This is a genomic window from Lysobacter capsici, assembly GCF_018732085.1.
Lineage (GTDB): Bacteria > Pseudomonadota > Gammaproteobacteria > Xanthomonadales > Xanthomonadaceae > Lysobacter > Lysobacter capsici_A.
Map to the genome: position 1 here is coordinate 1,317,034 of NZ_CP076103.1, position 21,476 is coordinate 1,338,509.

Here is a 21,476-nt window from a genome sequence, read left to right on the forward strand (position 1 = left end):
GCCGTTCGATCCGCGTCGGTGGCTGCCGCCAGACGACGAAGGCGCCTTTGCGGGCGCCGTCTTGGCCGGACGCGGGCGGCGTGGGCGCGAACCGGCCGGCGGTCAACCGATGCCGCGCACCGCCACCCACAGCGCCAGCACCGCGAACACCGCCGCGGCGACGTAGCGCGCGGTCTTCAGCGGCAGGCGATCGGCGAAGCGGCTGCCGAGCAGGGCGACCGGCACATTGGCCAGCAGCATGCCGATGGTGGTGCCGAAGATCACCGCCCACAGCGGCTCGTAGCGGGTCGCCAGCAGCACGGTCGCGACCTGGGTCTTGTCGCCGATCTCGGCGAAGAAGAACGCGATGGTGGTGGCGATGAAGGCGCCGCGCGCGGAGAACTTGGTTTCTTCCTCGTCCAACTGGTCGGGCTTGAGGGTCCACAGCGCGACCGCGAAGAAGCTCGCGGCGACCACCCAGCGCAGGATCTCGGGTTTGAGCCACTGCGCGACCAGGGTGCCGAACCAGGCGGCGAGGGCGTGGTTGAGCAAGGTGGCCAGGAGGATGCCGGCGATAATCGGCAGCGGCTTGCGGAAGCGCGCGGCGAGCAGCAGGGCGAGCAATTGGGTCTTGTCGCCGATTTCGGCGAGCGCGACGGTGCCGGTCGACACCGCGGTGGTGACGACCGAGGCCGGCAGGTAGGACAGATCCATGACAACTCCAGGGTCGGGCATTCGCGTGGACGCGAAGGCGGACGCCACGTGGCCCGACCCGGGTTGCACGCAACGCCTGCCTTCGGTCTTGCCCGTGGTCGCTGCGCGGGTCCTCGCCTGGCCTGGGCCATGGATCGGATCGCACGCTGGCTGCCGTACATGCGCCATGGCCTGTGGGCCAAGTGTGTTGACGCATGCCCCCGCGAACCTGGTCGGTGTGCGGGTGGGCTACTCCCCGGAGGAGGAAAGTGCGCGGATTGTAGCGGGATTCGGCGGGGTGCGCAGCAAATGAGAAGCTTTCGCTTTGGTTCGTTGCGGGGGCGTCATGAGGTAGGGGCGCGAGGCTTCGGTGGGTCGTCGATGTGACGTCGCTATTGAGTCTTCGATGTTGCTGCATCGGGTTCGAGCCGTGGGAGGTTTGGCGCCTGATTGCTTGCCGTATGCGATGTACATGCCGTTGCTGCCATCGCCGTAGCCGCACGTATCCGATTGTTGAAGCACGAGAGACGTAGTGTCATCGCAGCCCCTGCAGGAGCGGCGTGAGCCGCGACCGCGCCATCGCGGTAACGCCGAAATCTACGCCGTAGTTGCGTTTTCGCGGTCGCGGCTTGCGCCGCTCCTACAGGTAGGCCATGTAGCTTTCGCCCCAATCCACGCAGTTCATCCAGCGATGCGAAGTTCCTGACTCGCGTTAGCAAAAGCACACCCGAAGGGCGACGCGCATGGATGCGCGTCGCGCGCCACCGGGACATGGATGTCCCGTGTGGCGCGTGCCCGCGCAAGCTCCGCACTTGCGGGCACTTGATTCAAAGAAAGCGTTTGGGGCTGTCCTAGATAAGGGTTATAGCCCAACCCAGTCCCGCAGCGTGTTGAGCTGCTGACGGGGCGTCCCATAGTTGAAACGGAACTCGCACTCTTTCAGGAACAAGAAGAAATTCTTGCGCGGAATGCCGTTGTACTTGCGCAAGATCCGCTTGGACTGATTCCAGAAGTTCTCGATGCCATTGATGTGGTTCCCACGACGGGTTACGAACTCATGCCGGTGATTCACCCGTCGATGCTTGAAGCCCGACACATCCAGGATGTTGTAGCTGGCCAGGTGATCGGTATAGACCACCGAATGGGCCAAAACCCGGGTTTTTAAGGCCGTCAGCAAGGTCTGGCTGCGGGTGTCGGCAATCGGCAAGGCATACACCTTGCCGTCGCGCTTGAGGGTGCCGAACACGCAGACCTTGCCCGCGGCGCCTCGTCCTCGCTTGCCTTTACGCGCTCCGCCGAAGTAACTCTCGTCGCACTCAAAGACCGCCATTTCCGGCTCGACTTCGGCCATCTGAGCGGCAATGCATTGGCGCAGCTTGTGGAAGTACAGCGCCGCGGAGTTGCGATGAATTCCCACCAGATCGGCCGCGGTACGGGCGGTCGCTTGGGCCACGAACAGCTCGACCAGCCTGAGTTGGTCTTTTTTGCTTATCCGACAGCGACTTATCGCCATTTCTCATCCTAGATCGAATTCTTATCTAGGACAGCCCCAAGCGTTTTTCTTTGGTTACCTTTCTTTTGTCGCTTTTGAAAAAAGAAAGTAACTCGGCCGCTTGCGGACGAAAGCCGTTGATCTTGCCTTTGGCTTCAAAGGCTCTGCCGCTTCAAAGCTCTAAAGCTTTAGGAGCTACAGGCAGGATCAAAAGCTTCCGCCACTAAAGCGGCGGGTCACTTTCTTTTGTCTAAAGCGACAAAAGAAAGGTAACCAAAGAAAAACGCTTTTTTGTGGATCAAGTGCCCGCGCGATCGGAGCAGACGCAGGCGTGCGCCACCGGGTGTGCTTTTGTTCTCGCGAGTTACATGCCTCGCAGCGCTGGATGAACTGCGTAGCTTCAAGCTCAAGCCAGAGCCGCATGGCCTCCCTGTAGGAGCGGCGCAAGCCGCGACCGCGCCACCACGACAACGTCGCAACCTACGCAGTAGCCGCAACAACCGTCACCGTTCGCAACAACCCGATCGCAACCTTGGTCACACGCCAACCTCAACTCACTGCGTACACGCCGGCTCATTGTTCTCATCGGCATACAACGAAGCGAACCCCGCCGGCATCAACCGCGGCATCTTCTGCAACGGCGGCTTCACCGTCGGGAAATAATCGCGTTGCCATTGCGACGCCAACGCCGTCGCGGCCGGCTCCAGGTTCGCGTAGCGCGACTCCGGCCGGTCCGCCGGTTTGCCGGCCAGGCGCGAAATCAACAGGCGCATGGCCCGCGCCTTGGTCGGGTCGTTCGCGATCAATCCGGTCAACGGCGACGAATTGTCGCTGTAGCCGACCATCAGATCGAACACCGACGGCAGATAGCCGGCTTCGAACGACAACTGCAGCATGTTGCCGGCCTCGGCGCGCCAACGGTCGAACTCGGGCGAGTTCATGTGGGTGTAATCGACCAGGACCGAATCGCCGCGCGCGTAGCGGTACATCGCCTCGGGCTCGCCCGCGAGCGCGGCCTGGCGCAGGTAGTGGTTGCCCTGTTTCCACGAATCGGTCGGCGCGTTGCGGCATTCGTTGATCATCTGGCGCGCGCGGTCCTCCAGTTTGGTCATGTAGGCGCGCTGTTCCGGCGGCAGATCCGGACGAGAATTCTCTTCGGCCGACGCCAGCACCTGTTCGGCCGGGGACACGTCGGTGCAGCGCAGCAGTTCCATGCCGAGCTGGCACGAGGCGCGGCTGTCGCCGGCGTCGGCGCGGCTCTTGAGTTCGGCCAACTGGGGATTGCGATAGTCGGAGCGGATCGGTTCGATCTTGCTTGGTGTGTCCGCGGGCTTTACCGGCACGGCCGATTGTTCTTGCGTGGCCGCGGCGTCCTGGCCGGTCGCCGCGGGCGCGGCCGGCGCGCGCAAACGCCACAGCTGCCAGCCGAGCAGGGCCACGGCGATCGCGATCAGGCTCACGATCAGGCCACGGGTCTTCACCGCCATCCGCGCATCCCGCCCTTGGTCTTGAGGCTCATCGGCGTAGCATGCGTGCAGTCAATGATCCGATGGGAGTGTGTCCATGCAATACCGTCGCCTGGGTTCATCCGGCCTCCAACTGTCGGCGCTTTCGTTCGGCGCCTGGGTTACGTTCGGTGCGCAGATCGGCCGCGACACCGCGCGCGAACTGATCGCCGCGGCGTGGGATCACGGCATCAACTTTTTCGACAACGCCGAAGGGTATGCCAACGGCGAGGCCGAGCGGGTGATGGGCGAGGTCATCGCCGAGTTGCGCTTGCCGCGCGACGGTTACTGCGTGTCGAGCAAGGTCTTCTTCGGCTCGGTCGAGGAGCCCGGTCCGACCCAGAAAGGTTTGTCGCGCAAGCACGTCACCGAAGCCTGCCACGATGCGCTGCGCCGGCTGCGTGTCGAGCATCTCGATCTGTACTACTGCCATCGTCCCGATCCGGATACGCCGATCGAGGAAACCGTGTGGGCGATGGATGCGCTGATCCGCCAGGGCAAGGTGCTGTACTGGGGTACTTCGGAGTGGCCGGCCGGGTTGATCCGCGAAGCGCACAAGATCGCGCGCGCCCACCATCTGCACGCGCCGAGCATGGAGCAGCCGCAGTACAACCTGCTGCACCGCGATCGGGTCGAACTCGAATACGCGCCGCTGTACGCCGAGCTGGGGCTGGGCACCACGATCTGGTCGCCACTGGCTTCGGGGCTGCTGACCGGCAAGTACGGCGCGTTGTCGGCCCACGGCGACGGAGAGGACGGGGCCGAGCGCGGGCGGCTGGAGCATGCCGACAAGGATTGGCTGCGCCGGATCGCGGTCGGCAGCGCCGATCAGCGCCGGATCGAGCGGGTGGCCGCGTTCGGTGCGGTCGCGCGCGAACTCGAGGTCGAGCAGGCGCCGCTGGCGATCGCCTGGTGCCTGCGCAACCCGCACGTGTCCAGCGTGATCCTCGGCGCCAGCCGCAGCGAGCAGCTGCTGCAGAACCTGCAGGCGCTGGAATTGATCGACAAAGTGGACGAGGCCGGCTGGCAGCGGGTCGAGAACGCCTTTGCCTGAATAGGGGGCTGGACAGCTTCTGCATGACTGCAGTCGCAGATTTGTGTGTTTGCGTGTTGACTGGCAAATGAGAATCATTATCATCATTCGGGAGCCCACCCCCGAACGAGTCACCGCCATGTCTCTGCGCAACCCGGTGCTGCAGCTGAAACCCCGCACGGATCGTTCCCTGTCCGCCGTCGCGACCCCCGCCGTCGACCCCTCCGCGCCCACCGCCATGGCCTCGGCCGTGGTCGCCGCGGCCCAGGGCGTCCTGGTCGAAAGCACCGCGCTGCTGCGCGGCGCGCGCGAAGTGCTGATCCGTCACGGCGGCGAGGTCTATCGCCTGCGCCATACCCGTAACGACAAGCTGATCCTGACCAAGTAACCCCGCGACCGGCGAGCAACCAGCCAAGCACCGCTCAGCAACATCCCGATCCCCAAGCCCGAGTTCGACCCGACCGCCAAAGGCCCCGGACCCCAACCGTCCCAAGCCCCACCGCACCGACCGACCCCGAGCCCGCTGAGCCCAACGCTGCAAGCCCGCCCCATCGCCCGCGTCACCGCCGCACCGCGTCCCCTCCCGTCCAGGGATACGACGCGGCGCGGCGCGTCGGTTCGCCGACCCGCCAGCACCCTCTCTCTCCAAGGCTGCCAGCCCTGTCCTGCAACGAAGTCTTTGCATCGGACGCCAGCCCGCCTCGGTCCAAACCCCATACAACCGAGTCCGACTGCATGTCCCGCGTCCCCAGTGTTGCCGCGCGTTCGCGCGTTTTCCCCGTTGTCGTCCCGGCGCGCTGCGCGCTGGCCCTGGCGCTGCTGCTCGCGTTGCCGGCCGCCGCGCTGGCCGCCGACGCGCCCGCGCCCGACGGCGCCGAAGTCAACGAACTCCAGCGCGTGGTGGTCAGCGCCACGCGCACCGAGCGCGCGGTGCAGGACGTGCCGGCCACGGTCAGCGCGATCGACCGCGAACGCATGGACAACGAACTCACCCGCAACATCAAGGACCTGTTCCGCTACGAGCCCGGCATCGTCGTGGGCTCCAATCGCGAACGCTTCGGCCTGGGCGATATCCGCATCCGCGGCCTGGGCGGCAATCGCGTGCGCGTGCTGGTCGACGGCATCTCGGTCTCCGACAGCTTCAGCATCGGCAGCTTCTCCAACGCCGGACGCAATTTCGTCGATCTCGACACGGTCAAGGAAGTCGAGGTCGTGCGCGGCCCGAGCAGCGCGCTGCACGGCTCCGATGCGCTCGGCGGCGTGGTCTCGTTCGTGACCAAGGACCCGGAGGATTACCTCAAGGACGGCGCCGACACCTACTTCGGCCTCAAGCTCGGCGTGGAAAGCCAGAACGACGGCTTGTACGGCGGCGCCACCGCGGCGTTCGGCGGCGAGCGCTGGTCGGGCCTGGTCGTGGTCAATCACCACCAGGGCCAGGAAACCGAAAACCAGGGCAAGCGCAACACCCTCGACGCCAGCCGCACCACGCCCAATCCGCAGGACAACGACGGCCGCAGCCTGCTGACCAAGCTGGTGTACGCGCCCAGCGACAACCAGCGTTTCCGCCTGACCGTGGAAGGCAGCGAAGACCAGACCGACACCGACGTGTTCACCGCGCGCGGCACCGCGCTGTCGGCGCCGGGCGCGCCGGCGGTGCGGGTGCTGTCGCAGACCGGCAACGACCACCAGACCCGCGCGCGGGTCGCGTTCGCGCATGAAATCGATGCGCTCGACAGCGCCTTCGCCGATTCGCTGCGCTGGCAGATCTACCGCCAGGACAGCGAGACCACCCAGCGCACCCGCGAGCAGCGGGTGAGCGTGGTCGGCGGCCGCGAAATCAGCCCGACCCTGCGCCTGCGCGAGTTCAACTTCGACCAGCGCGTGTACGGCGCCGAAGCCACCGCGCACAAGAACTTCGCCACCGGCCCGGTCCAGCACACCCTGACCTACGGCTTCGAATACGAAAACACGCAGTTCCGCCAGAAGCGCGACGGCCGCGCGATCAACCTGACCACCGGCGTTAGCACGAATGTGATCTCGCCCGACACCTTCCCGGTGCGCGACTTCCCGGTCAGCAAGACCCAGAGCACCGGCGTGTTCGTGCAGGACGAAATCCAGTTCGCCGACGGCGCGTTCCGGCTGGTGCCGGCGGTGCGCGTGGACCGTTACGAACTGCGTCCGCAGCGCGATGCGATCTTCACCACCGACAATCCCGGCGTGGTCATCAGCGACCTGAGCAAGACCAGCGTATCGCCCAAGCTCGGCGCGGTCTGGCACTTCTCGCAGGATTGGTCGGTATACGGCGGCTACCAGCGCGGTTTCCGCGCGCCGCCCTACAGCGATGTCAACCTGGGCTTCACCAATCTGCAGTTCGGCTATACCGCGATTCCCAATGCGAACCTCAAGCCGGAAACCAGCGACGGGTACGAGCTGGGCCTGCGTTTCAGCGGCCAGGCCGCGTACGCGCAGCTGTCGGCGTACTACAACGACTACAAGGACTTCATCGAATCCAACCGCCAGGTCAGCGCGCCGCCGCAGACCCCGCTAATCGTGTTCCAGTCGCAGAACGTGGCCAAGGCGCGCATCCGCGGCGTCGAACTGCGCGGCGGCGTCGACTTCGGCGAGTTCTCGCCGGCCTGGGCCGGTTGGTCGCTGCGCGGCGCGGCGGCGTACAGCAAGGGCGAGGACAAGACCGCCGATCGTCCGCTGGAATCGATCGCGCCGCTGACCGCGACCCTGGGCCTGGCCTACGACCGCGACGAGTGGGGCGTGGAACTGGCCGGCCGCTTCGCCAAGCGCAAGAACGATCTGCCTGCGCCGGGCCGATTCGCCGCACCGGGCTACGGCGTGCTCGATCTGCTCGCGCACTGGAATTTCGCGCTGGGCGCCAAGGTCAACGTCGGCGTGTTCAACCTCGGCGACAAGACCTACTGGGATGCCGGCGACCTGCCGGGCATCGCCGCGACCAGCACGGTGATCGACCGCTACAGCGCGCCAGGCCGCAACGTCGGCGCCAGCGTGTCGGTGAGCTGGTAAGCATGCGCGCGCCGTCGTCGATCGCGAACCCGCCCGAACGCGCCGGCCTGCCGTCGCCGGAGCGGTTGGCCGCGGTCGCGACGGTGTTGTGCGTGTACCCGCGCCGTCATCGCGACGCGCTCGACGGCTGGCTGCAGGCGGCCAGCGCCGAGCGCATGACCCGCCTGGACGGCGAGTCTTCGTGCGAAGCGCTGGTGTTCCGCAATGCCGCTGGCCGCGTGTGCTGGCGGCTGTACCTGCTGCCCGACAGCGATTTCCTGGCTTGGGACGACGCCGCGGCGAAGTTGCCGGTGTACCGCGGCGCGGATGCCCGCGGCGGCGCTTGGGCCGCACTGCGTCGACGCTGGCTGCGTCGCCTGCGCGGCCGCTGGCAGGCCGAGGTGCTGCGCCTGCATGTCCTGCGCGACGATGCCGGGCATTGCATCCTGGTCGCCGACACCGCCGAACTGTCGCCTTTGGGGCAAGCACATGCGCGCCGCATCGCCGCCGGCGAAGGGGCGCGTCTGCAGACCCAAGCCCATGTGTGTTGCTGCATGGCCTCGCGCTTGAGCGACGAAGCGCGACCGGCGCAATTCGCCTGACGTGTGATCCCACCCTTTCCTTTTATATAGCCAACCGAGAAGCATCGAGTTCAGCCATGACCCAACCCGTAATCCGCGCCAGCGTGCTGGCCCTTTGTCTGTGTGCCAGCCCGATCGCGCTGGCCCTGTCTCCCGTGAACATCACCGCCGCGTCGAACGAGCGCGACCGCGCCTCGATCCTGGCCATGCAGGGCGAGTACATCGTCGATTTCGCCTTCGACGAAACCGTGCTGCTCAAGCCGAACTACGAACGCGCGCCGGCGATGCGCAGCGGCGGCAACGAGACGGTGATCGTGGTCGAGGACAGCCCGCGCCGGATCGTCCTGCAGCACATCCTGGTCGACGGCAAGAGCGGCCACGTCACCAAGCACTGGCGTCAGGACTGGGTGTTCGAGGCGCCGCAGCGTTTCGAGTTCAGCGCCGACCAGACCTGGCACGTGCGCACGATCCCGGCCGAGCTCAATCGCGGCGCCTGGACCCAGTGCGTTTACGAGGTCAGCGACGCGCCGCGTTACTGCGGCACCGGCCGCTGGGATTACCGCAACAACGTCGCCACCTGGACCAGCGATCCGAGCTGGCGTCCGCTGCCGCGGCGCGAGTACACCAAGCGCAGCGACTACAACGCGGTCGCGGCGATCAACCGCCACACCCTGACCCCGAACGGCTGGACCCACGAGCAGTACAACACCAAGGTGCTGCGCAAGCCCGACGGCACCCAGGAAGAACTGGCGCGCGAGTTCGGTTTCAACGATTACGTCAAGACCAAGGACGTCGACTTCAAGCCGGCCTACAAGTATTGGGAAGCGACCAAGGATTACTGGGCCAAGGTGCGCGCGCACTGGAACGTGTATCTGGACCAGGCGCCCGGCGTGCAGCTCAAGACCAAGGTCGACGGCATGGCGATGATCATTCCGTTGTTCGAGCAGGCCGGCAAACGGGAAGCGGGCAAGCCGGTGGCCGACAAGGAGATCGACGCGGTGTTCGCCAAGTGGGTGGTCAAGGCGCCGGCCGACACGGCCGGTCCGGAGCAGTCGCCGCCGGCGAAGTGAGTCGGGTGGTTGCTGCGGTGCGCGGGATGAGTGGGGTTTCGTGGTTGAAGCCGCGATCGAGTCGGTGATCGATGTCGATGGTGGTGCTGCGAGCGTATCGGCGTACATCGGATGATGTTGTATGGGCGTAGAGCAAAAAGGCCGGGCAGCGATGCTCGGCCTTTTTCGTTGGCATCGGCGTCGGCGTTGGTGCGAGTGGCGTGCGGTCGCGCGTGCGATCCAGTTTCGCCGGCGAGTGCGGATTCGCGGTCGCGGCTCGCGCCGCTCCTACAGTCGGCCTGCGGCGGGGCTTCGTTCCAGACGGTAGGAGCTGCGCAAGCTGCGACCGCGACACTTCATCTATGACGCAACTGCATGGGGGCGGCTGGATGCATGCATGCGAGCGAGCACCACCGCACGCGAATCAGATTCGTCGGACCGTGCAGATCCGCGGTCGCGGCTCGCGCCGCTCCTACAGTCGGCCTGCGGCGCTGCATCGTCTCAGACTTTAGGAGCTGCGCAAGCTGCGACCGCGACATTTCACATGCCGCGCAGCTTCATGGATGCGGCTGAATGCCTCCGACCGTGCGTCAACGCACGCGAACCAGATTCGTCGCGGCGTGCAAGTTCGCGGTCGCGGCTCGCGCCGCTCCTACAGTCGGCCTGCGGCGCTGCTTCGTTTCAGACTGTAGGAGCTGCGCAAGCTGCGACCGCGACACTTCACAGGCGATGCAATCGCGGGGGCGCGAGTCGCAGCCACGCAACGCAACTACGTTGCGTGGCCATCACGCACGGCACCGCGTGCATCGGCATCCGGGCTCAGTCGACGCGACTGGTCCCAGCCTTTTTCGTTATCGCCCACACCGGCGCGGCGGGCGCCGCGGCAGGCGCAGGCAACAGCACGCCGTGCGGAGGGGCCGGCGGCAGGGGCGGCGGAGGCGGCGGTGGAGGCGGCAGCGGAGCAGGCGGGACCGGCGCTCCAGGCGGCGCCAAAGGCGCGGGCGGCACCGGCGCCGTGGGGGGCGCGGGCGGCTTCGGCGGTACGGGCGGAGCAGGCGGCGGGGGCTGCGGAGGCGGAGGCGGAGGCGGCGGCGGTGGCGGTGGCGCCCAGGCGATCGCCTTGGGCACCTTGATCGTGCTCTTGGCCTTGGCGCGGTCGCGCAGGTACGCCACTTCGACCTGGCCGCCGTCGGGCTTGCCGCGCAAGGCGACCATCGCTTCGCGCGGGCTGTCGACTTGATGGCCGTCGATGCTCTGAATCACGTCGCCGGCTTCCAGCCCCTTGAGCTCGGGACCGGCGCTGAGCACCAGCACGCCGCGTTCGGCGCCGAAGTAGCGGCCGAGCTGGGCGTCGACCGACGCCAGGTTGAGCCCGTTCCAGCGCAGCGCCTCGCTGATCGACGGCAGCGGGCAGGGCTTGTTCTTGCAGTCCGCATCCAGGCGGATGATCTCGCTGCGCATGCGCGGCGCCATCATCGGATCGGCCTGGAAGTGTTCGATGCGCTCGGCCTCGACCTGCGATTCGCCGTTGGGCAGGCGCCGCATCACCACGTTGCCGCTGGTCACGAACTGCGAGCCGTCGTGGTTCTCGAACACCATCACCCGCTCGCCGAGCTGCGGCGTCGCGGTCAGGCTGGCCGGCTTGCCGTCGCGCTGATAGCGGATGCGCACCGGCTTGCCGGGTTCGAGCACGCCGAGCAGCGCGCGCGCATTGGCCAGGCGGGCCGAACCGTCGGCGCCGGCGATGCTCTTGTCGCCCACGCCGAGCAGCGAATCGCCGCTGCGCAGGCCGGCCTTGGCCGCGGCGCTGTCGGGGGTGACCGCGACGATGCGCACGCCGGCCTTGGCATCGGGGGCGAGGATCACGCCGAGCTGCGGGCCGCGCAGGTCGTCGCGGATCAAGGTCGGCTTGGTCACCGGATCGGGCAGCGCGCCCAGTTCGGTGCGGTTGCGCGAATAGGCTTGGGCGAACTGTCGGGTCTGGGCGAACTGGCGCGACGTGGTCGCGTCGCCGCGGCTGACGAAGTAATAGCTATGCACCCGGGTCGGGGCAACGGCGGCGGTCGGCGCCGCGGCGCCGACGGCGGCGCTCGCGGCTTTCGGATGGTCGTGTGCGAGCGCGCTGCCGATTGCCGCGGCCAGCAGCAATGGAAGCGTACGGCGCAAGGGTGAGGTGGCGCGGGCCATGTCGTTCTCCGGTACGGCGATGAAGAGGGATCAGTCGACGCGCACCAGCGCGTCGTCGTAGCGTTCGCCTTGCGCGGCGAACCAGCGTTGCGTGCTTTCCACCCCGGCCAGCGCGCGCAGCGTGCCGACGCGCTGTTGCCACAGCGACAGGCGCTGCGAAGCGGGCAGCGGCGCGGAAATCAGGGTGGCGTCGATCAGGCCCAGGCGCTGGTCGAGTTCGGAACTCATGACCGCCGCGGTCGCGCTGGCGACGCGGTCGTCGCGACTGGCGGCGATCAGCGCTTCCAGCTGCGCCGACTGCGCCTGCAGTTCGCCGATGCGTTGGGTGATGGCGTCGCTGTCGTTGCTGGCGGGCGCTTGCGGCGTCGGCGCGGCATCGTTCACGGCCAGACGCGTCGGCACTTGGCGTTCGCGGGTGTTTGGCGATGCTTCGCGCCGTGGCGTGGCGGTGCGCGGTGCGGGCTTGTTCGCGTCGTTCGATGGCTTCGGCGCGGTGACGATCGCACGATCCGTCGCACGGTCGATTGCGCGATCGGCCGTGCGATCGGTGCGGCGGTCGCCGGTGTCGGCCAACTGGCCCGGGTCGGGCTGCGGTTGCGTCGAGGGCGACGGCGACGGCTGCGTGGGCACGCGATCGGACGACGGGTGTTGGGTATGCGCGACCTGTTCCGCTTGCGTCGCCGGCGTCGTCGGATCGGCGCCGCGCTGGCTCAGCCACCACGCCAGCGGCAGCGCCGCGGCGAGCATCGCCGCCATCGCCCAACGACGGCGGTGCGGTACGTGGCGACGCGTGGCCGTCGTGCGGCCGGTCGCGGGCAATACGGGCGATGCGGTGTCGCCACCAGACGGCGCGGCGTTCGCCGCGGACGCCAGACGCGCGGCGACCTGCGCCCAGCCGTCGGCCGGCGGCGTTTCCGCCGGCAACTGCGCGAACGCGCTCGGCCAGTCCTGCGGCGCGGCGCCGCGCGGGTCGGGAAGGTTTCGATCAGGCATGGGCCTGCTCCGGTTCCAGCAACAGGCGCAGGCGGCGCGAGCCGCGCGCGAGTTGCGATTTGGAGAAGCTCGGCGTGCGTTGCATCAACGTCGCGATCTCCTCATGGGTATAGCCCTCGGCGTGGTACAGCCACAGCACGCTGCGGGTCGGCGCCGGCAACTGGGCCAGGGCGCGGCCGAGCGCGGCGGCGTCGGCTGCCGCGGGTGGCGGCGGCAGGCGGTCGTCGGCCAGGTGTTCGTCGTTGGGTTCGATCGCATGCTCGTGGCGGCGCTGGCTGCGCAGCCGCATCAGCGCCTCGTTGACCGCGATCTGGCGCAACCAGCCCCAGAACGGCGTGCCGCTGCCGTCGCCGTGGCCGCGGAAGTCGCCGATCCGCGTGAGCACTTTCAACATGGTCTCCTGCAGCACGTCGGTGGCTTCCTCGCGATCGCCGGCGATCCGCATCGCCAGGGTGAACACCGGTCGTTCGAACCAGCGGTAGATCTGCTCGAACGCCGCGCCTTCGCCGCTGCGCGCGCGCGCCAGCAACGTCTCCGGGACGTCGATGGCGAAGCTCGACACCGGCCGCTCCGGCGAGGGGGCGGGCAGGGGGCCGGGCGGAGGCGATGAGGTGAGTTCGGCTGGCATTCCAGTACAAGGATGCAGCAAGGGCGTGAAGGGTCGCAGACCCCCGCACGGCCTATACTGGCGGCCTCGGACGAGGCATGGAGGGGGAGTTCATGGGAACGTTTCTGGCGATGGTGGTGGTGTTTGCAGGCGTGATCCTGCTGTTCAAGACCGTGCGCATGGTGCCGCAGGGCTATCAGTGGACCGTCGAGCGCTTCGGCCGCTACACCCACACCATGGACCCGGGCCTGCATTTCCTGATGCCGGTGATCTACGGCGTCGGCCGCAAGATCAACATGATGGAGCAGGTGCTGGAAGTCCCCAGCCAGGACGTGATCACCAAGGACAACGCGGTGGTCAAGGTCGACGGCATCGTGTTCTTCCAGGTGCAGGACGCGGCCAAGGCGGCGTATGAGGTCGCCACTCTGGAAATTGCGATCCTCAACTTGGTGATGACCAACATCCGCACCGCGATCGGTTCGATGGACCTGGACGAATCGCTGTCCAAGCGCGACGAGATCAACACCAAGGTGCTCAACGCGGTCGATCAGGCGACCCATCCGTGGGGCCTGAAGGTCAACCGCATCGAATTGAAGGACATCCAGCCGCCGCGCGATCTGGTCGATTCGATGGCGCGGCAGATGAAGGCCGAGCGCGAGAAGCGCGCCAACATCCTCGAAGCCGAGGGTTTCCGCCAGGCCGCGATCCTCAAGGCCGAGGGCGAGAAGCAGTCGGTGATCCTGGAAGCCGAAGGCGAGAAGGAAGCCGCGTTCCGCCAGGCCGAAGCGCGCGAGCGCCTGGCCCAGGCCGAAGCCAAGGCCACCGAGATGGTGTCCAACGCGATCTCGGCCGGCAACGTGCAGGCGATCAACTACTTCATCGCGCAGAAATACATCGAGGCGTTCAAGTCGCTGGCCGAAGCGCCGAACCAGAAGTTCGTGATGATGCCGATGGAATCGGCCGGCATCATCGGCTCGCTCGCCGGCATCGGCGAACTGGCCAAGGAAGCGCTCGAACGCCAGCCCAGCCGCGCGGCCGGCGCGCCGCCGTCGCGCAGCGGAGGCTGAGCCATGGCCTGGACCTGGCAGACCGTAAGCTGGGCCGCGATCGCGATGCTGCTGTTCGCGGCCGAGGCGCTGGCGCCCGGCGCGTTCATGCTCTGGCTCGGCTTCGCCGCCGCGGCGGTGTTCGCGCTGGCGATGGTGTTCCCGGGCCTGACCGTGCTGGCGCAGGTCGCGGCCTTCATCGTGTTGAGCTTCGCCTCGATCCAGGTCTACCGCACCTGGTTCCGCGGCCGCGAGCGCCAGAGCGACCAGCCCTTGTTGAACCGCCGCGCCGAGCAGTTGATCGGCCGCGTGGTGGTGCTCGAACGCGGCATCGTCCAGGGCCGCGGCCGGGTCCAGATCGCCGATGCGTTCTGGGACGTGACCGGGCCGGAACTGGCCGCCGGCACCGCGGTGCGGGTGATCGGCACCGACGGCATGACCCTGCAGGTCGAACTGGCGGGCTGACCCATGACGACCGTGCGCGCCGTGGCAACGAGCTTGCGCGCATCGGCGATGGTGTTCGCCATGCTGCTGGCCGCCGAGCCGGCCTCGGCCGGCGGACCGCAGCGCGGCGACGACTGGATCGGCAAGGTCGTGCCGCCGTTTCCGGACGGTTTCAAATCCAACACCGGCGGCTGCGTCGGCACCGGCCGCAGCGCCGAGCAGATCTGCGCGCGCAGCATCGGCACGATCGACGACAACGAGGACCGCTCGCTGAAGTTCTACGCCGCCGAACTGGTCGGCCGGATCGGCAACGAGGCGCGCTGGAAGATCACCGACGTGGTCCCTTACCCGAAGCTGCTGCGCGGCGAGCGGGTGTCGATTTCTACCTGCATGATCGACGGCATCAGCGACCCGGGCGTGATCGCGATCATCGACACCCTGGTCGAGGGCGCGGCCGCGCGCGAGCGTTTCGACGCCTCGCGCTGGGCGGTGCGGCTGGACCGGCGCAAGGGCCGGTTCGTGGAGGTCAAGCCAACCGAAGTAAGCTGTTACAACGAAGGCGCCGAAGAAGAATAAAGTCGGCCACGCCATCGCGCCCGCCGCGCAAGTCCGAAGCCCCGCCGCCCCGGCAGATCTTCTGTGGGAGGAGCTTCAGCCCCGACGCTTTTCTTTCAGCACAGCAAAAGCCTCCAAGACAGCGCCGCGATCCGAACGAAAAGCGTCGGGGCTGAAGCACCTCCCACAAAAGACCTCGTGGCCTGAGATGCGCTCGCCGCCTCAGCCAAGACGCTGAACACGAATCAAGGTCGGCCGCGTCACAGCGCCAACCACACCGACCACGTAAAGCCCGAAGTCCCGCTGTCCTGGCCGACCTTTTGTGGGAGGGAGCTTCAGCACCGCCGCTTTTCTTTCAGCACGGCAAAAGCCTCCAAGACAGCGCCGCGATCCGAGCGAAAAGCACCGGGCTGAAGCTGACTCCCACAAAAGACCTCGTGGCCTGAGATGCGCTCACCGCCTCAGCCAAGGCGCTGAACACGAATCAAGGTCGGCCACGTCATGGCGCCAACCGCACCGACCGCGCAAAGCCCGAAGTCCCGCTGTCCTGGCCGACCTTTTGTGGGAGGGAGCTTCAGCCCCGACGCTTTTCTTTCAGCACAGCAAAAGCCTCCAAGACAGCGCCGCGATCCGAGCGAAAAGCACCGGGGCTAAAGCCCCTCCCACAAAAGACTTCGTGCCTTCGCGCGCTGCAACAACAGTGAGCAGCGCCACCATTCGCCCGCGTACCGAACCCCGGGTAAATACGCACCCCGCGCGCTTCTGGAATAATCACCGGCTCAAACCCCCACGAGCAGGCAGCGCCCCATGAGCCAGAAGACCATCCTCAACGACGCCCACCGCGCACTCGGCGCCAAGATGGTGGATTTCGGCGGCTGGGACATGCCGATCAACTACGGCTCGCAGATCGAAGAGCACCATCAGGTGCGCCGCGACGCCGGCATGTTCGACGTCAGCCACATGACCGTGGTCGACCTGCGCGGCGCGCGCGTGCGCGAGTTCCTGCGCCATCTGGTCGCCAACTCGGTCGACAAGCTGCAAAAGTCGGGCAAGGCGCTGTACACCTGCATGCTCAATCCGCAGGGCGGCGTGATCGACGACCTGATCGTCTACTTCCTCGACGAAAGCTATTTCCGTCTGGTGGTCAACGCGGCCACCCGCGAAAAGGACCTGGCCTGGATCGGCGAGCAGGCCAAGGCGTTCGACGTGTCGGTGAGCGAGCGCCCGGAGCTGGCGATGATCGCGGTGCAGGGCCCGAACGCGCGCGACAAGGTGATCGGCCTGCTGCGCGAGGACGATCGCGCGCGGATCGGCAAGCTCGGCAAGTTCGTCGCCGGCGATGCACAGACGACCGACGGCATCGCGCTGTTCATCGCCCGCACCGGTTACACCGGCGAAGACGGTTTCGAAGTGGTGGTGCCCGAAGACCGCGCGGTCGCGCTGTGGGACGCGCTGCTCGCCGCGGGCGTCAAGCCGGCCGGCCTGGGCGCGCGCGACACCTTGCGCCTGGAAGCGGGCATGAATCTGTACGGCCAGGACATGGACGACACCGTCTCGCCGTATGAAGCCGCGCTGGCCTGGACCATCGCGCTCGACAGCGGCGCCGACGGCGCGCCGCGCGACTTCATCGGCCGCGGCCCGCTGGAACAACTCAAGGCCACCGGCGCCGCGCGCCAGATGATCGCGCTGGTGATGGACGACAAGGGCGTGCTGCGTCACGGCCAGAAGGTGCTGACCGCGCACGGCGACGGCGAGATCCTGTCGGGCACGTTCTCGCCCACGCTGAACAAGTCGATCGCGTTCGCGCGGGTGCCGGCCGGCGAGATCGCGCTGGGCGCCGGCGGCAACGTGCGGGTCGACATCCGCGGCAAGGAAGTGCCGGTGCGGGTGGTCAAGTTCCCGTTCGTGCGCGACGGCCAGGCGCAGGACGGCGTACTCGTCTGAGGCCGCCCGCATGCCCCGCATCGACTACTACTTCAGCCTGATCTCGCCCTACGCCTACCTCGGTCACGCGCCGCTGCTCGCGGCCGCGCGCGAGACCGGCGCGACCTTGGTCTACAAGCCGGTGCGGATCTTCGAATTGTTCCAGGCCAACGGCGGCCTGCCGCTGGGCCAGCGCGCGCCGGCGCGCCAGCGCTACCGCCTGATCGAGTTGCAGCGCGCGCGCCAGCAACGCGGCGTGCCGCTGAACCTGGCGCCGAAGTTCTTCCCGGTCGATCCGGGCCTGGCCGACCGCTGCGCGATCGCGCTCGACCGGCACGGGCGCGATCCGTCCGCTTATATGGACGCGGCGTTCCGCGCGATCTGGGCGCACGACCGCGACCTCGCCGACCGCGACACCGTCGCCGGCCTGTTGCGCGATGCCGGTCACGATGCCGATGCGACGCTCGCCACCGCCGACACCGACGAGGTCGCCGCGGTCTATCGCGGCAACACCCGCGCCGCGATCGCCGCCGACCTGCCGGGCCTGCCCGGCTACGTGCTCGACGGCGAACCGTTCTGGGGCCAGGACCGGGTCGAAGCGCTGCGCGAGGCGCTGCTCACCGGCCGCGAACCGTTCACGGCCGATGCCGGTTGAACGTTTCGCTGTCGCTGTCGGACCCGCCGCGGCGCGACGTAAACTTCCGCTCCGACGCAGCCTTGCGCCGCGTACCTGCGGTCGTTCCTCAAATCCGGCAACCCGATTCGCGCTTTGTGATCCCCGCTTTTGCGTTTACCCCTCCCACGGCGGCCCGGCATCGTTAAACTACGCGCCATTACCCGCCGCTCCCCGCAACGTTCGAGGCCAGCCATGAGTGAAATTCCCGGCGATCTGAAGTTCATGAAATCCCACGAGTGGGCCCGCGTCGAAGGCGACGGCAAAGTCACCGTCGGCATCTCCGACCACGCCCAGGGCCTGCTCGGCGACCTGGTCTACGTCGAACTGCCCAACGTCGGCGACCGCGTCGAAGCGGGCAACGCCAGCGCCGTGGTCGAGTCGGTCAAGGCCGCCTCCGACGTCTACGCGCCGGTCTCCGGCACCGTGACCGCGGTCAATGCCGCGCTGGCGGACAAGCCGGAAACGATCAACGAAGACGCCTACGGCGAAGGCTGGATCTACACCGTCGAGATCGACGAACCCGACCAGCTCAACGAACTGCTCGCGCCCGACGACTACGCCGAGCTGCTCGAAGAAGACGACCACTGATCCACCCGCCGCGGCCGGCAACGGCCACGGCCCACGGGGAGCGCAGGACCGGCCCGCGATCGCGGCGCCCGGGACTCGCTCCCCGTTTCGTTTGCGGCGATGCGGCGCGCGGACGAGGCCGGCGCGGTCCCGGTCGCGCCGGCGCCGGTCGGCGCGCGGCTCGATCGCGAAGTGCGAATCCGAAGTGGCATCGCCGCGCGCCGACGCCCTGGTCGCGATGAGCGGTCGAGGGGTGCGACGGTTCGCCGACGCGCGCGGCGGGCGGCGCTCGAGGCGGCGCTCGCGATGCGCCGGCGGCATTGGGTTTCGATCGTTTCGAACCGGACGCGATCGGGCCTCGCGCCGCGCGCCGATTCGGCGCGACACCCGCGAAGCGCATCGTTCATGCCTTCGACAGCGCGTGCGCATTCGCGCGAATCGCGAAAAACTCCGGCAATTTTCATTGCGATGGTTCTGGCCTGAGGTCGTCGCCGCAGGATCGCCGCCGGCTTGCGCGCGATGGCTTCGTGTGTGCCGCGAACTCCTGAGGCGTGCCGGGACGATGCGATCGGCGCGATCGCGAAGACGTCGATCCGGCCGCACGCGATGGCCGCCTGCAGACGTGCAGGTCGGGTGAAGAGGCGACGCGATGCAGCGAGCCGCCGCGCCGCGTCGCCGCCGCGCGATTTATCGCCGCGCCACTTTCGCGTGGCGCTTGCTCCGATGCGAAGTCTGTCGGAGTGACGGCGCGGCATGACCACGCGAGCGTGCGGCGCGGTTCGCGGCGACGCGCAGCGGCGAGCGCGCGTCGCCTTTGTCCGCCCGCGCCGGAGTTTTCGCCGACCCGTAAAACGTTTCCAGCGCGCGCTCGGTCGAGTGCGAACACGATGTGCGCAGGAGGCATGCGTCGGCATTCGCGACCGACGAACGGTCGTGTCGTCGGCGCCGCGAGCGCTCGCGTGTCGCCGCGTCGCGGTCGCCGTGTTCGCTCGCCTTCGCCGCTTCGGCGAACGGCGCGTTCGCCCGCATCGACGACCGCCGCGACGGTCGCGCGCGCCGCTCGCGGCCGAAAAAAGTTCGCGCACTTTCGCGCAATCGGGCTTGTGCGACGCGAAATCCGCGGCCGTCGCGGACCGGAATTTTTTCTTCCGGTACAGGCGGTCGGAATCGTTCGCGACGCGCGTCGCGCGCGATGCGCGCGCATGCAAAAACCAACGACGAAAAATCGCGAGCGCGCTGAAAGCCGCGCCACGCTTGGGTTTCAGCGACATCGAACGAAACGCGTGTCGAACGCGTCGATGCGCGCGCGCGTTTTTCGAACGCGCGCGCGGCGGCGTCGGCGCGGCGTTCCGGGCGAGCGGCCGGAAAAAAAAATAGGCCGGGTTGTTGACAGTCATAAAAAGCGTGATTAGGTTTCGCCCAGCAGACGTTTCCTGCAGACGAGAGTGAGAAAACCAAGCGCGACAACACGCAGCACAAAACGGACCTCCGCCTGGACAGTCAAAACGGTGGACGTTGGGTTCGCTTCCTCTGCAGAAATGTTGGCCACGCTCTCTCCGCCGATGACATCCAAAACCTTGATGACATCGCTGACGACCTGCTTCTTGCAACCCGGTTCGCGTTCGGCGCCCCGGGTTTTTGTTTGGCCGCCCCTTTGGGCGACCTGCTCCGTCCGCCTTTGCGGCGGACGCGCCATCGGTCCCGCCGCGCTTGCGGCCGGACGCGATCCCCGATCCGTTCCGGCGCGCCCAGCGCGTCGGCGGTTGCACGCGGGTCCGACTCCCGCGGCTCTGCCAACACAGAGTTCCTTTGAACTGGGCTTACCGCACTACCACTGATCATTCCTGATCATCACTGACGAGGAGCCATCACATGGCCGTTAAGAAAGCTGCTAAGAAGTCCTCCGCCAAGAAAGCGACCAAGAAGGTCGCCAAGAAGGCCGGCGCTAAGAAGGTTGCCAAGAAGGCCACCAAGAAGGCCGCCAAGAAGACCGTGAAGAAGGCCGCCAAGAAGGCCGTCCGCAAGACCGCCAAGAAGGCCGCGAAGAAGGCGACCAAGAAGACCGCCAAGAAGGCTGCTAAGAAGGCGACCAAGAAGACCGCCAAGAAGGCTGCTAAGAAGGCGACCAAGAAGACCGCCAAGAAGGCTGCCAAGAAGGCGACTAAGAAGACCGCCAAGAAGGCTGCCAAGAAGACCGTGAAGAAGGCAGCCAAGAAGACTGCCAAGAAGACCGCGAAGAAGGCCGCCAAGAAGGCCCCGAAGAAGGCCGCCAAGAAGGCCCGCAAGCCGAAGGCTGCTGCAGCGCTCCCGGCGACCCCGGCTCCGCTGATCTAATAAGAAACACCCGATTGCCGTAATCCAGCTCTCCTCCCGCAGCCCAGGCGGGAGGAGAGTTTTTTGCTTTATGGGGCTTGCCAAGGCGCTTGCGGGCCATTGGCCCGCGCCTTGGCGAGTGCATGGGCGACCAGCCCGGGCCGGGGGCGTCGGTCCATGGCTTCAGCGCGCAGTGTCCAAGCCCTGCCGCATGCGCCCGCGATGCCGCGTAGTCCGCTGCTTTCGAACGCCCGATTCGGTCCGGTGGCTGGAACTCGTAGCATCGCCCGCCGCTTGGGCGGCGTCTCGTTCCCGCCGGTCCTCGCCGGATGACGCTGAAGTCTCTGGATCCCCGCCTTCGCGGGGATGACGGAGTGAGGGCGTGCTGTGCTTGTCCGCGTCGGCGCGTCGTTGTGAGTTCTCAAAGCCGCTGGATCCCGCGTTCGCGGGGATGACGGGGTGAGGGTGCTGCCGTGGCTGTCTGTGTCGGTGGTTCGTTGCGGGTTCTTGAAGTCGCTCGATCCCCGCGTTCGCGGGGATGACGGAGTGAGGGCGTGCTGTGCTTGTCCGCGTCGGCGCCTTCGTTGTGAGTTCTCAAAGTCGCTGGATCCCCGCGTTCGCGGGGATGACGGGTGAAGGTGCTGCCGTGGCTGTCTGTGTCGGCGCTTCGTTGCGGGTTCTTGAAGTCGCTCGATCCCCGCGTTCGCGGGGATGACGGCTGGGCGGACGTCGCGGTGTCTGCCGGTGTCGGCGCTTCGTCGCGGCGCGATACGGCCCGCGTCGTCGTTCACCCAAACTCACCTGCGCGTGACCGCAGT

Annotated in this window: 21 protein-coding genes and 1 riboswitch; of the genes, 13 read left to right on the top strand and 8 right to left on the bottom strand. The window is 67.3% G+C overall.

The features are described from left to right. Positions 1 to 102: 102 nt before the first annotated feature. From KME82_RS05395 to KME82_RS05405, 3 genes are all read right to left on the bottom strand, one after another. Positions 103 to 693, bottom strand: coding sequence for a TMEM165/GDT1 family protein (locus KME82_RS05395; RefSeq protein WP_215497614.1), 591 nt, complete (start codon positions 691 to 693; stop codon positions 103 to 105). A gap of 143 nt (positions 694 to 836) precedes the next feature. Further along, positions 837 to 935: riboswitch (yybP-ykoY riboswitch) on the bottom strand. Between the two features lie 599 nt (positions 936 to 1,534). Further along, positions 1,535 to 2,185, bottom strand: a complete 651-nt coding sequence (locus KME82_RS05400; RefSeq protein ID WP_215496797.1) for an IS1595 family transposase — start codon at positions 2,183 to 2,185, stop codon at positions 1,535 to 1,537. Between the two features lie 533 nt (positions 2,186 to 2,718). Beyond that, positions 2,719 to 3,651 (bottom strand): hypothetical protein, encoded by a 933-nt coding sequence (locus KME82_RS05405; RefSeq protein ID WP_215497615.1) that lies wholly within the window; start codon positions 3,649 to 3,651, stop codon positions 2,719 to 2,721. 76 nt (positions 3,652 to 3,727) lie between these two features. On the opposite strand from KME82_RS05405, the gene KME82_RS05410 reads away from it, so the two are divergent. The 5 genes from KME82_RS05410 (at position 3,728) to KME82_RS05430 (ending at position 9,368) form a co-directional block, all read left to right on the top strand. Beyond that, entirely contained in the window at positions 3,728 to 4,723 is a 996-nt protein-coding gene (locus KME82_RS05410; RefSeq protein ID WP_215497616.1) for an aldo/keto reductase, read from the top strand. A gap of 118 nt (positions 4,724 to 4,841) precedes the next feature. Beyond that, complete coding sequence (locus KME82_RS26525) at positions 4,842 to 5,090, top strand: hemin uptake protein HemP (protein WP_252255633.1); 249 nt, start codon at positions 4,842 to 4,844, stop codon at positions 5,088 to 5,090. A 347-nt stretch (positions 5,091 to 5,437) separates the two neighbouring features. Beyond that, entirely contained in the window at positions 5,438 to 7,738 is a 2,301-nt protein-coding gene (locus tag KME82_RS05420; RefSeq protein ID WP_215497617.1) for a TonB-dependent hemoglobin/transferrin/lactoferrin family receptor, read from the top strand. A gap of 2 nt (positions 7,739 to 7,740) precedes the next feature. Continuing rightward, positions 7,741 to 8,319, top strand: a complete 579-nt coding sequence (locus KME82_RS05425; RefSeq protein ID WP_215497618.1) for a Hemin transport protein — start codon at positions 7,741 to 7,743, stop codon at positions 8,317 to 8,319. A 56-nt stretch (positions 8,320 to 8,375) separates the two neighbouring features. Continuing rightward, positions 8,376 to 9,368 (top strand): DUF6607 family protein, encoded by a 993-nt coding sequence (locus KME82_RS05430; RefSeq protein ID WP_215497619.1) that lies wholly within the window; start codon positions 8,376 to 8,378, stop codon positions 9,366 to 9,368. Between the two features lie 798 nt (positions 9,369 to 10,166). On the opposite strand, the gene KME82_RS05435 is transcribed toward KME82_RS05430, so the two are convergent. Genes KME82_RS05435 through KME82_RS05445 form a run of 3 tightly spaced genes read right to left on the bottom strand, consistent with a single transcriptional unit; the run spans position 10,167 to position 13,089 of the window. Then, a complete protein-coding gene (locus KME82_RS05435; RefSeq protein ID WP_215497620.1) occupies positions 10,167 to 11,534 on the bottom strand; it encodes a PDZ domain-containing protein in 1,368 nt (455 codons plus the stop codon). A 30-nt stretch (positions 11,535 to 11,564) separates the two neighbouring features. Next, a complete protein-coding gene (locus KME82_RS05440; protein ID WP_215497621.1) occupies positions 11,565 to 12,527 on the bottom strand; it encodes a hypothetical protein in 963 nt (320 codons plus the stop codon). Continuing rightward, a complete protein-coding gene (locus KME82_RS05445; protein ID WP_252255634.1) occupies positions 12,520 to 13,089 on the bottom strand; it encodes an RNA polymerase sigma factor in 570 nt (189 codons plus the stop codon). Before KME82_RS05445 ends, KME82_RS05440 begins: the two co-directional genes overlap by 8 nt. Positions 13,090 to 13,232: 143 nt before the next feature. On the opposite strand from KME82_RS05445, the gene KME82_RS05450 reads away from it, so the two are divergent. The 7 genes from KME82_RS05450 to gcvH all read left to right on the top strand — a co-directional run bounded on the left by KME82_RS05450 (position 13,233) and on the right by gcvH (position 18,366). After that, positions 13,233 to 14,201, top strand: a complete 969-nt coding sequence (locus tag KME82_RS05450) for an SPFH domain-containing protein (RefSeq protein WP_430538797.1) — start codon at positions 13,233 to 13,235, stop codon at positions 14,199 to 14,201. Positions 14,202 to 14,204: 3 nt separating this feature from the next. Further along, positions 14,205 to 14,645 carry an NfeD family protein gene (locus KME82_RS05455; protein WP_215497624.1) on the top strand — a complete coding sequence of 147 codons (441 nt, stop codon included), beginning with the start codon at positions 14,205 to 14,207 and terminating at the stop codon, positions 14,643 to 14,645. A gap of 3 nt (positions 14,646 to 14,648) precedes the next feature. Continuing rightward, a complete protein-coding gene (locus KME82_RS05460; protein ID WP_215497625.1) occupies positions 14,649 to 15,200 on the top strand; it encodes a hypothetical protein in 552 nt (183 codons plus the stop codon). A 63-nt stretch (positions 15,201 to 15,263) separates the two neighbouring features. Then, the gene (locus KME82_RS27045; protein WP_430538798.1) at positions 15,264 to 15,386 is read left to right on the top strand and encodes a DUF6053 domain-containing protein; all 123 of its coding nucleotides are present in this window, start codon (positions 15,264 to 15,266) and stop codon (positions 15,384 to 15,386) included. A gap of 600 nt (positions 15,387 to 15,986) precedes the next feature. Then, positions 15,987 to 17,123: a glycine cleavage system aminomethyltransferase GcvT gene (gene gcvT / locus KME82_RS05465; protein WP_215497626.1), complete on the top strand. Its 1,137-nt coding sequence runs from the start codon at positions 15,987 to 15,989 to the stop codon at positions 17,121 to 17,123. Between the two features lie 10 nt (positions 17,124 to 17,133). Beyond that, complete coding sequence (locus KME82_RS05470; protein WP_215497627.1) at positions 17,134 to 17,757, top strand: 2-hydroxychromene-2-carboxylate isomerase; 624 nt, start codon at positions 17,134 to 17,136, stop codon at positions 17,755 to 17,757. 213 nt (positions 17,758 to 17,970) lie between these two features. Further along, positions 17,971 to 18,366: a glycine cleavage system protein GcvH gene (gene gcvH / locus KME82_RS05475; RefSeq protein ID WP_036114531.1), complete on the top strand. Its 396-nt coding sequence runs from the start codon at positions 17,971 to 17,973 to the stop codon at positions 18,364 to 18,366. On the opposite strand, the gene KME82_RS05480 is transcribed toward gcvH, so the two are convergent. Further along, on the bottom strand, positions 18,333 to 19,742 hold the full coding sequence (locus KME82_RS05480; RefSeq protein ID WP_215497628.1) for a hypothetical protein: 1,410 nt from the start codon (positions 19,740 to 19,742) through the stop codon (positions 18,333 to 18,335). The genes gcvH and KME82_RS05480 overlap by 34 nt on opposite strands. A gap of 11 nt (positions 19,743 to 19,753) precedes the next feature. Further along, entirely contained in the window at positions 19,754 to 20,041 is a 288-nt protein-coding gene (locus KME82_RS05485; protein ID WP_215497629.1) for a hypothetical protein, read from the bottom strand. A 176-nt stretch (positions 20,042 to 20,217) separates the two neighbouring features. Here KME82_RS05485 and KME82_RS05490 point away from each other — a divergent pair, with 176 nt between their 5' ends. Further along, positions 20,218 to 20,679 carry a hypothetical protein gene (locus tag KME82_RS05490; protein WP_036114521.1) on the top strand — a complete coding sequence of 154 codons (462 nt, stop codon included), beginning with the start codon at positions 20,218 to 20,220 and terminating at the stop codon, positions 20,677 to 20,679. The last annotated feature ends 797 nt before the right edge of the window (positions 20,680 to 21,476 follow it).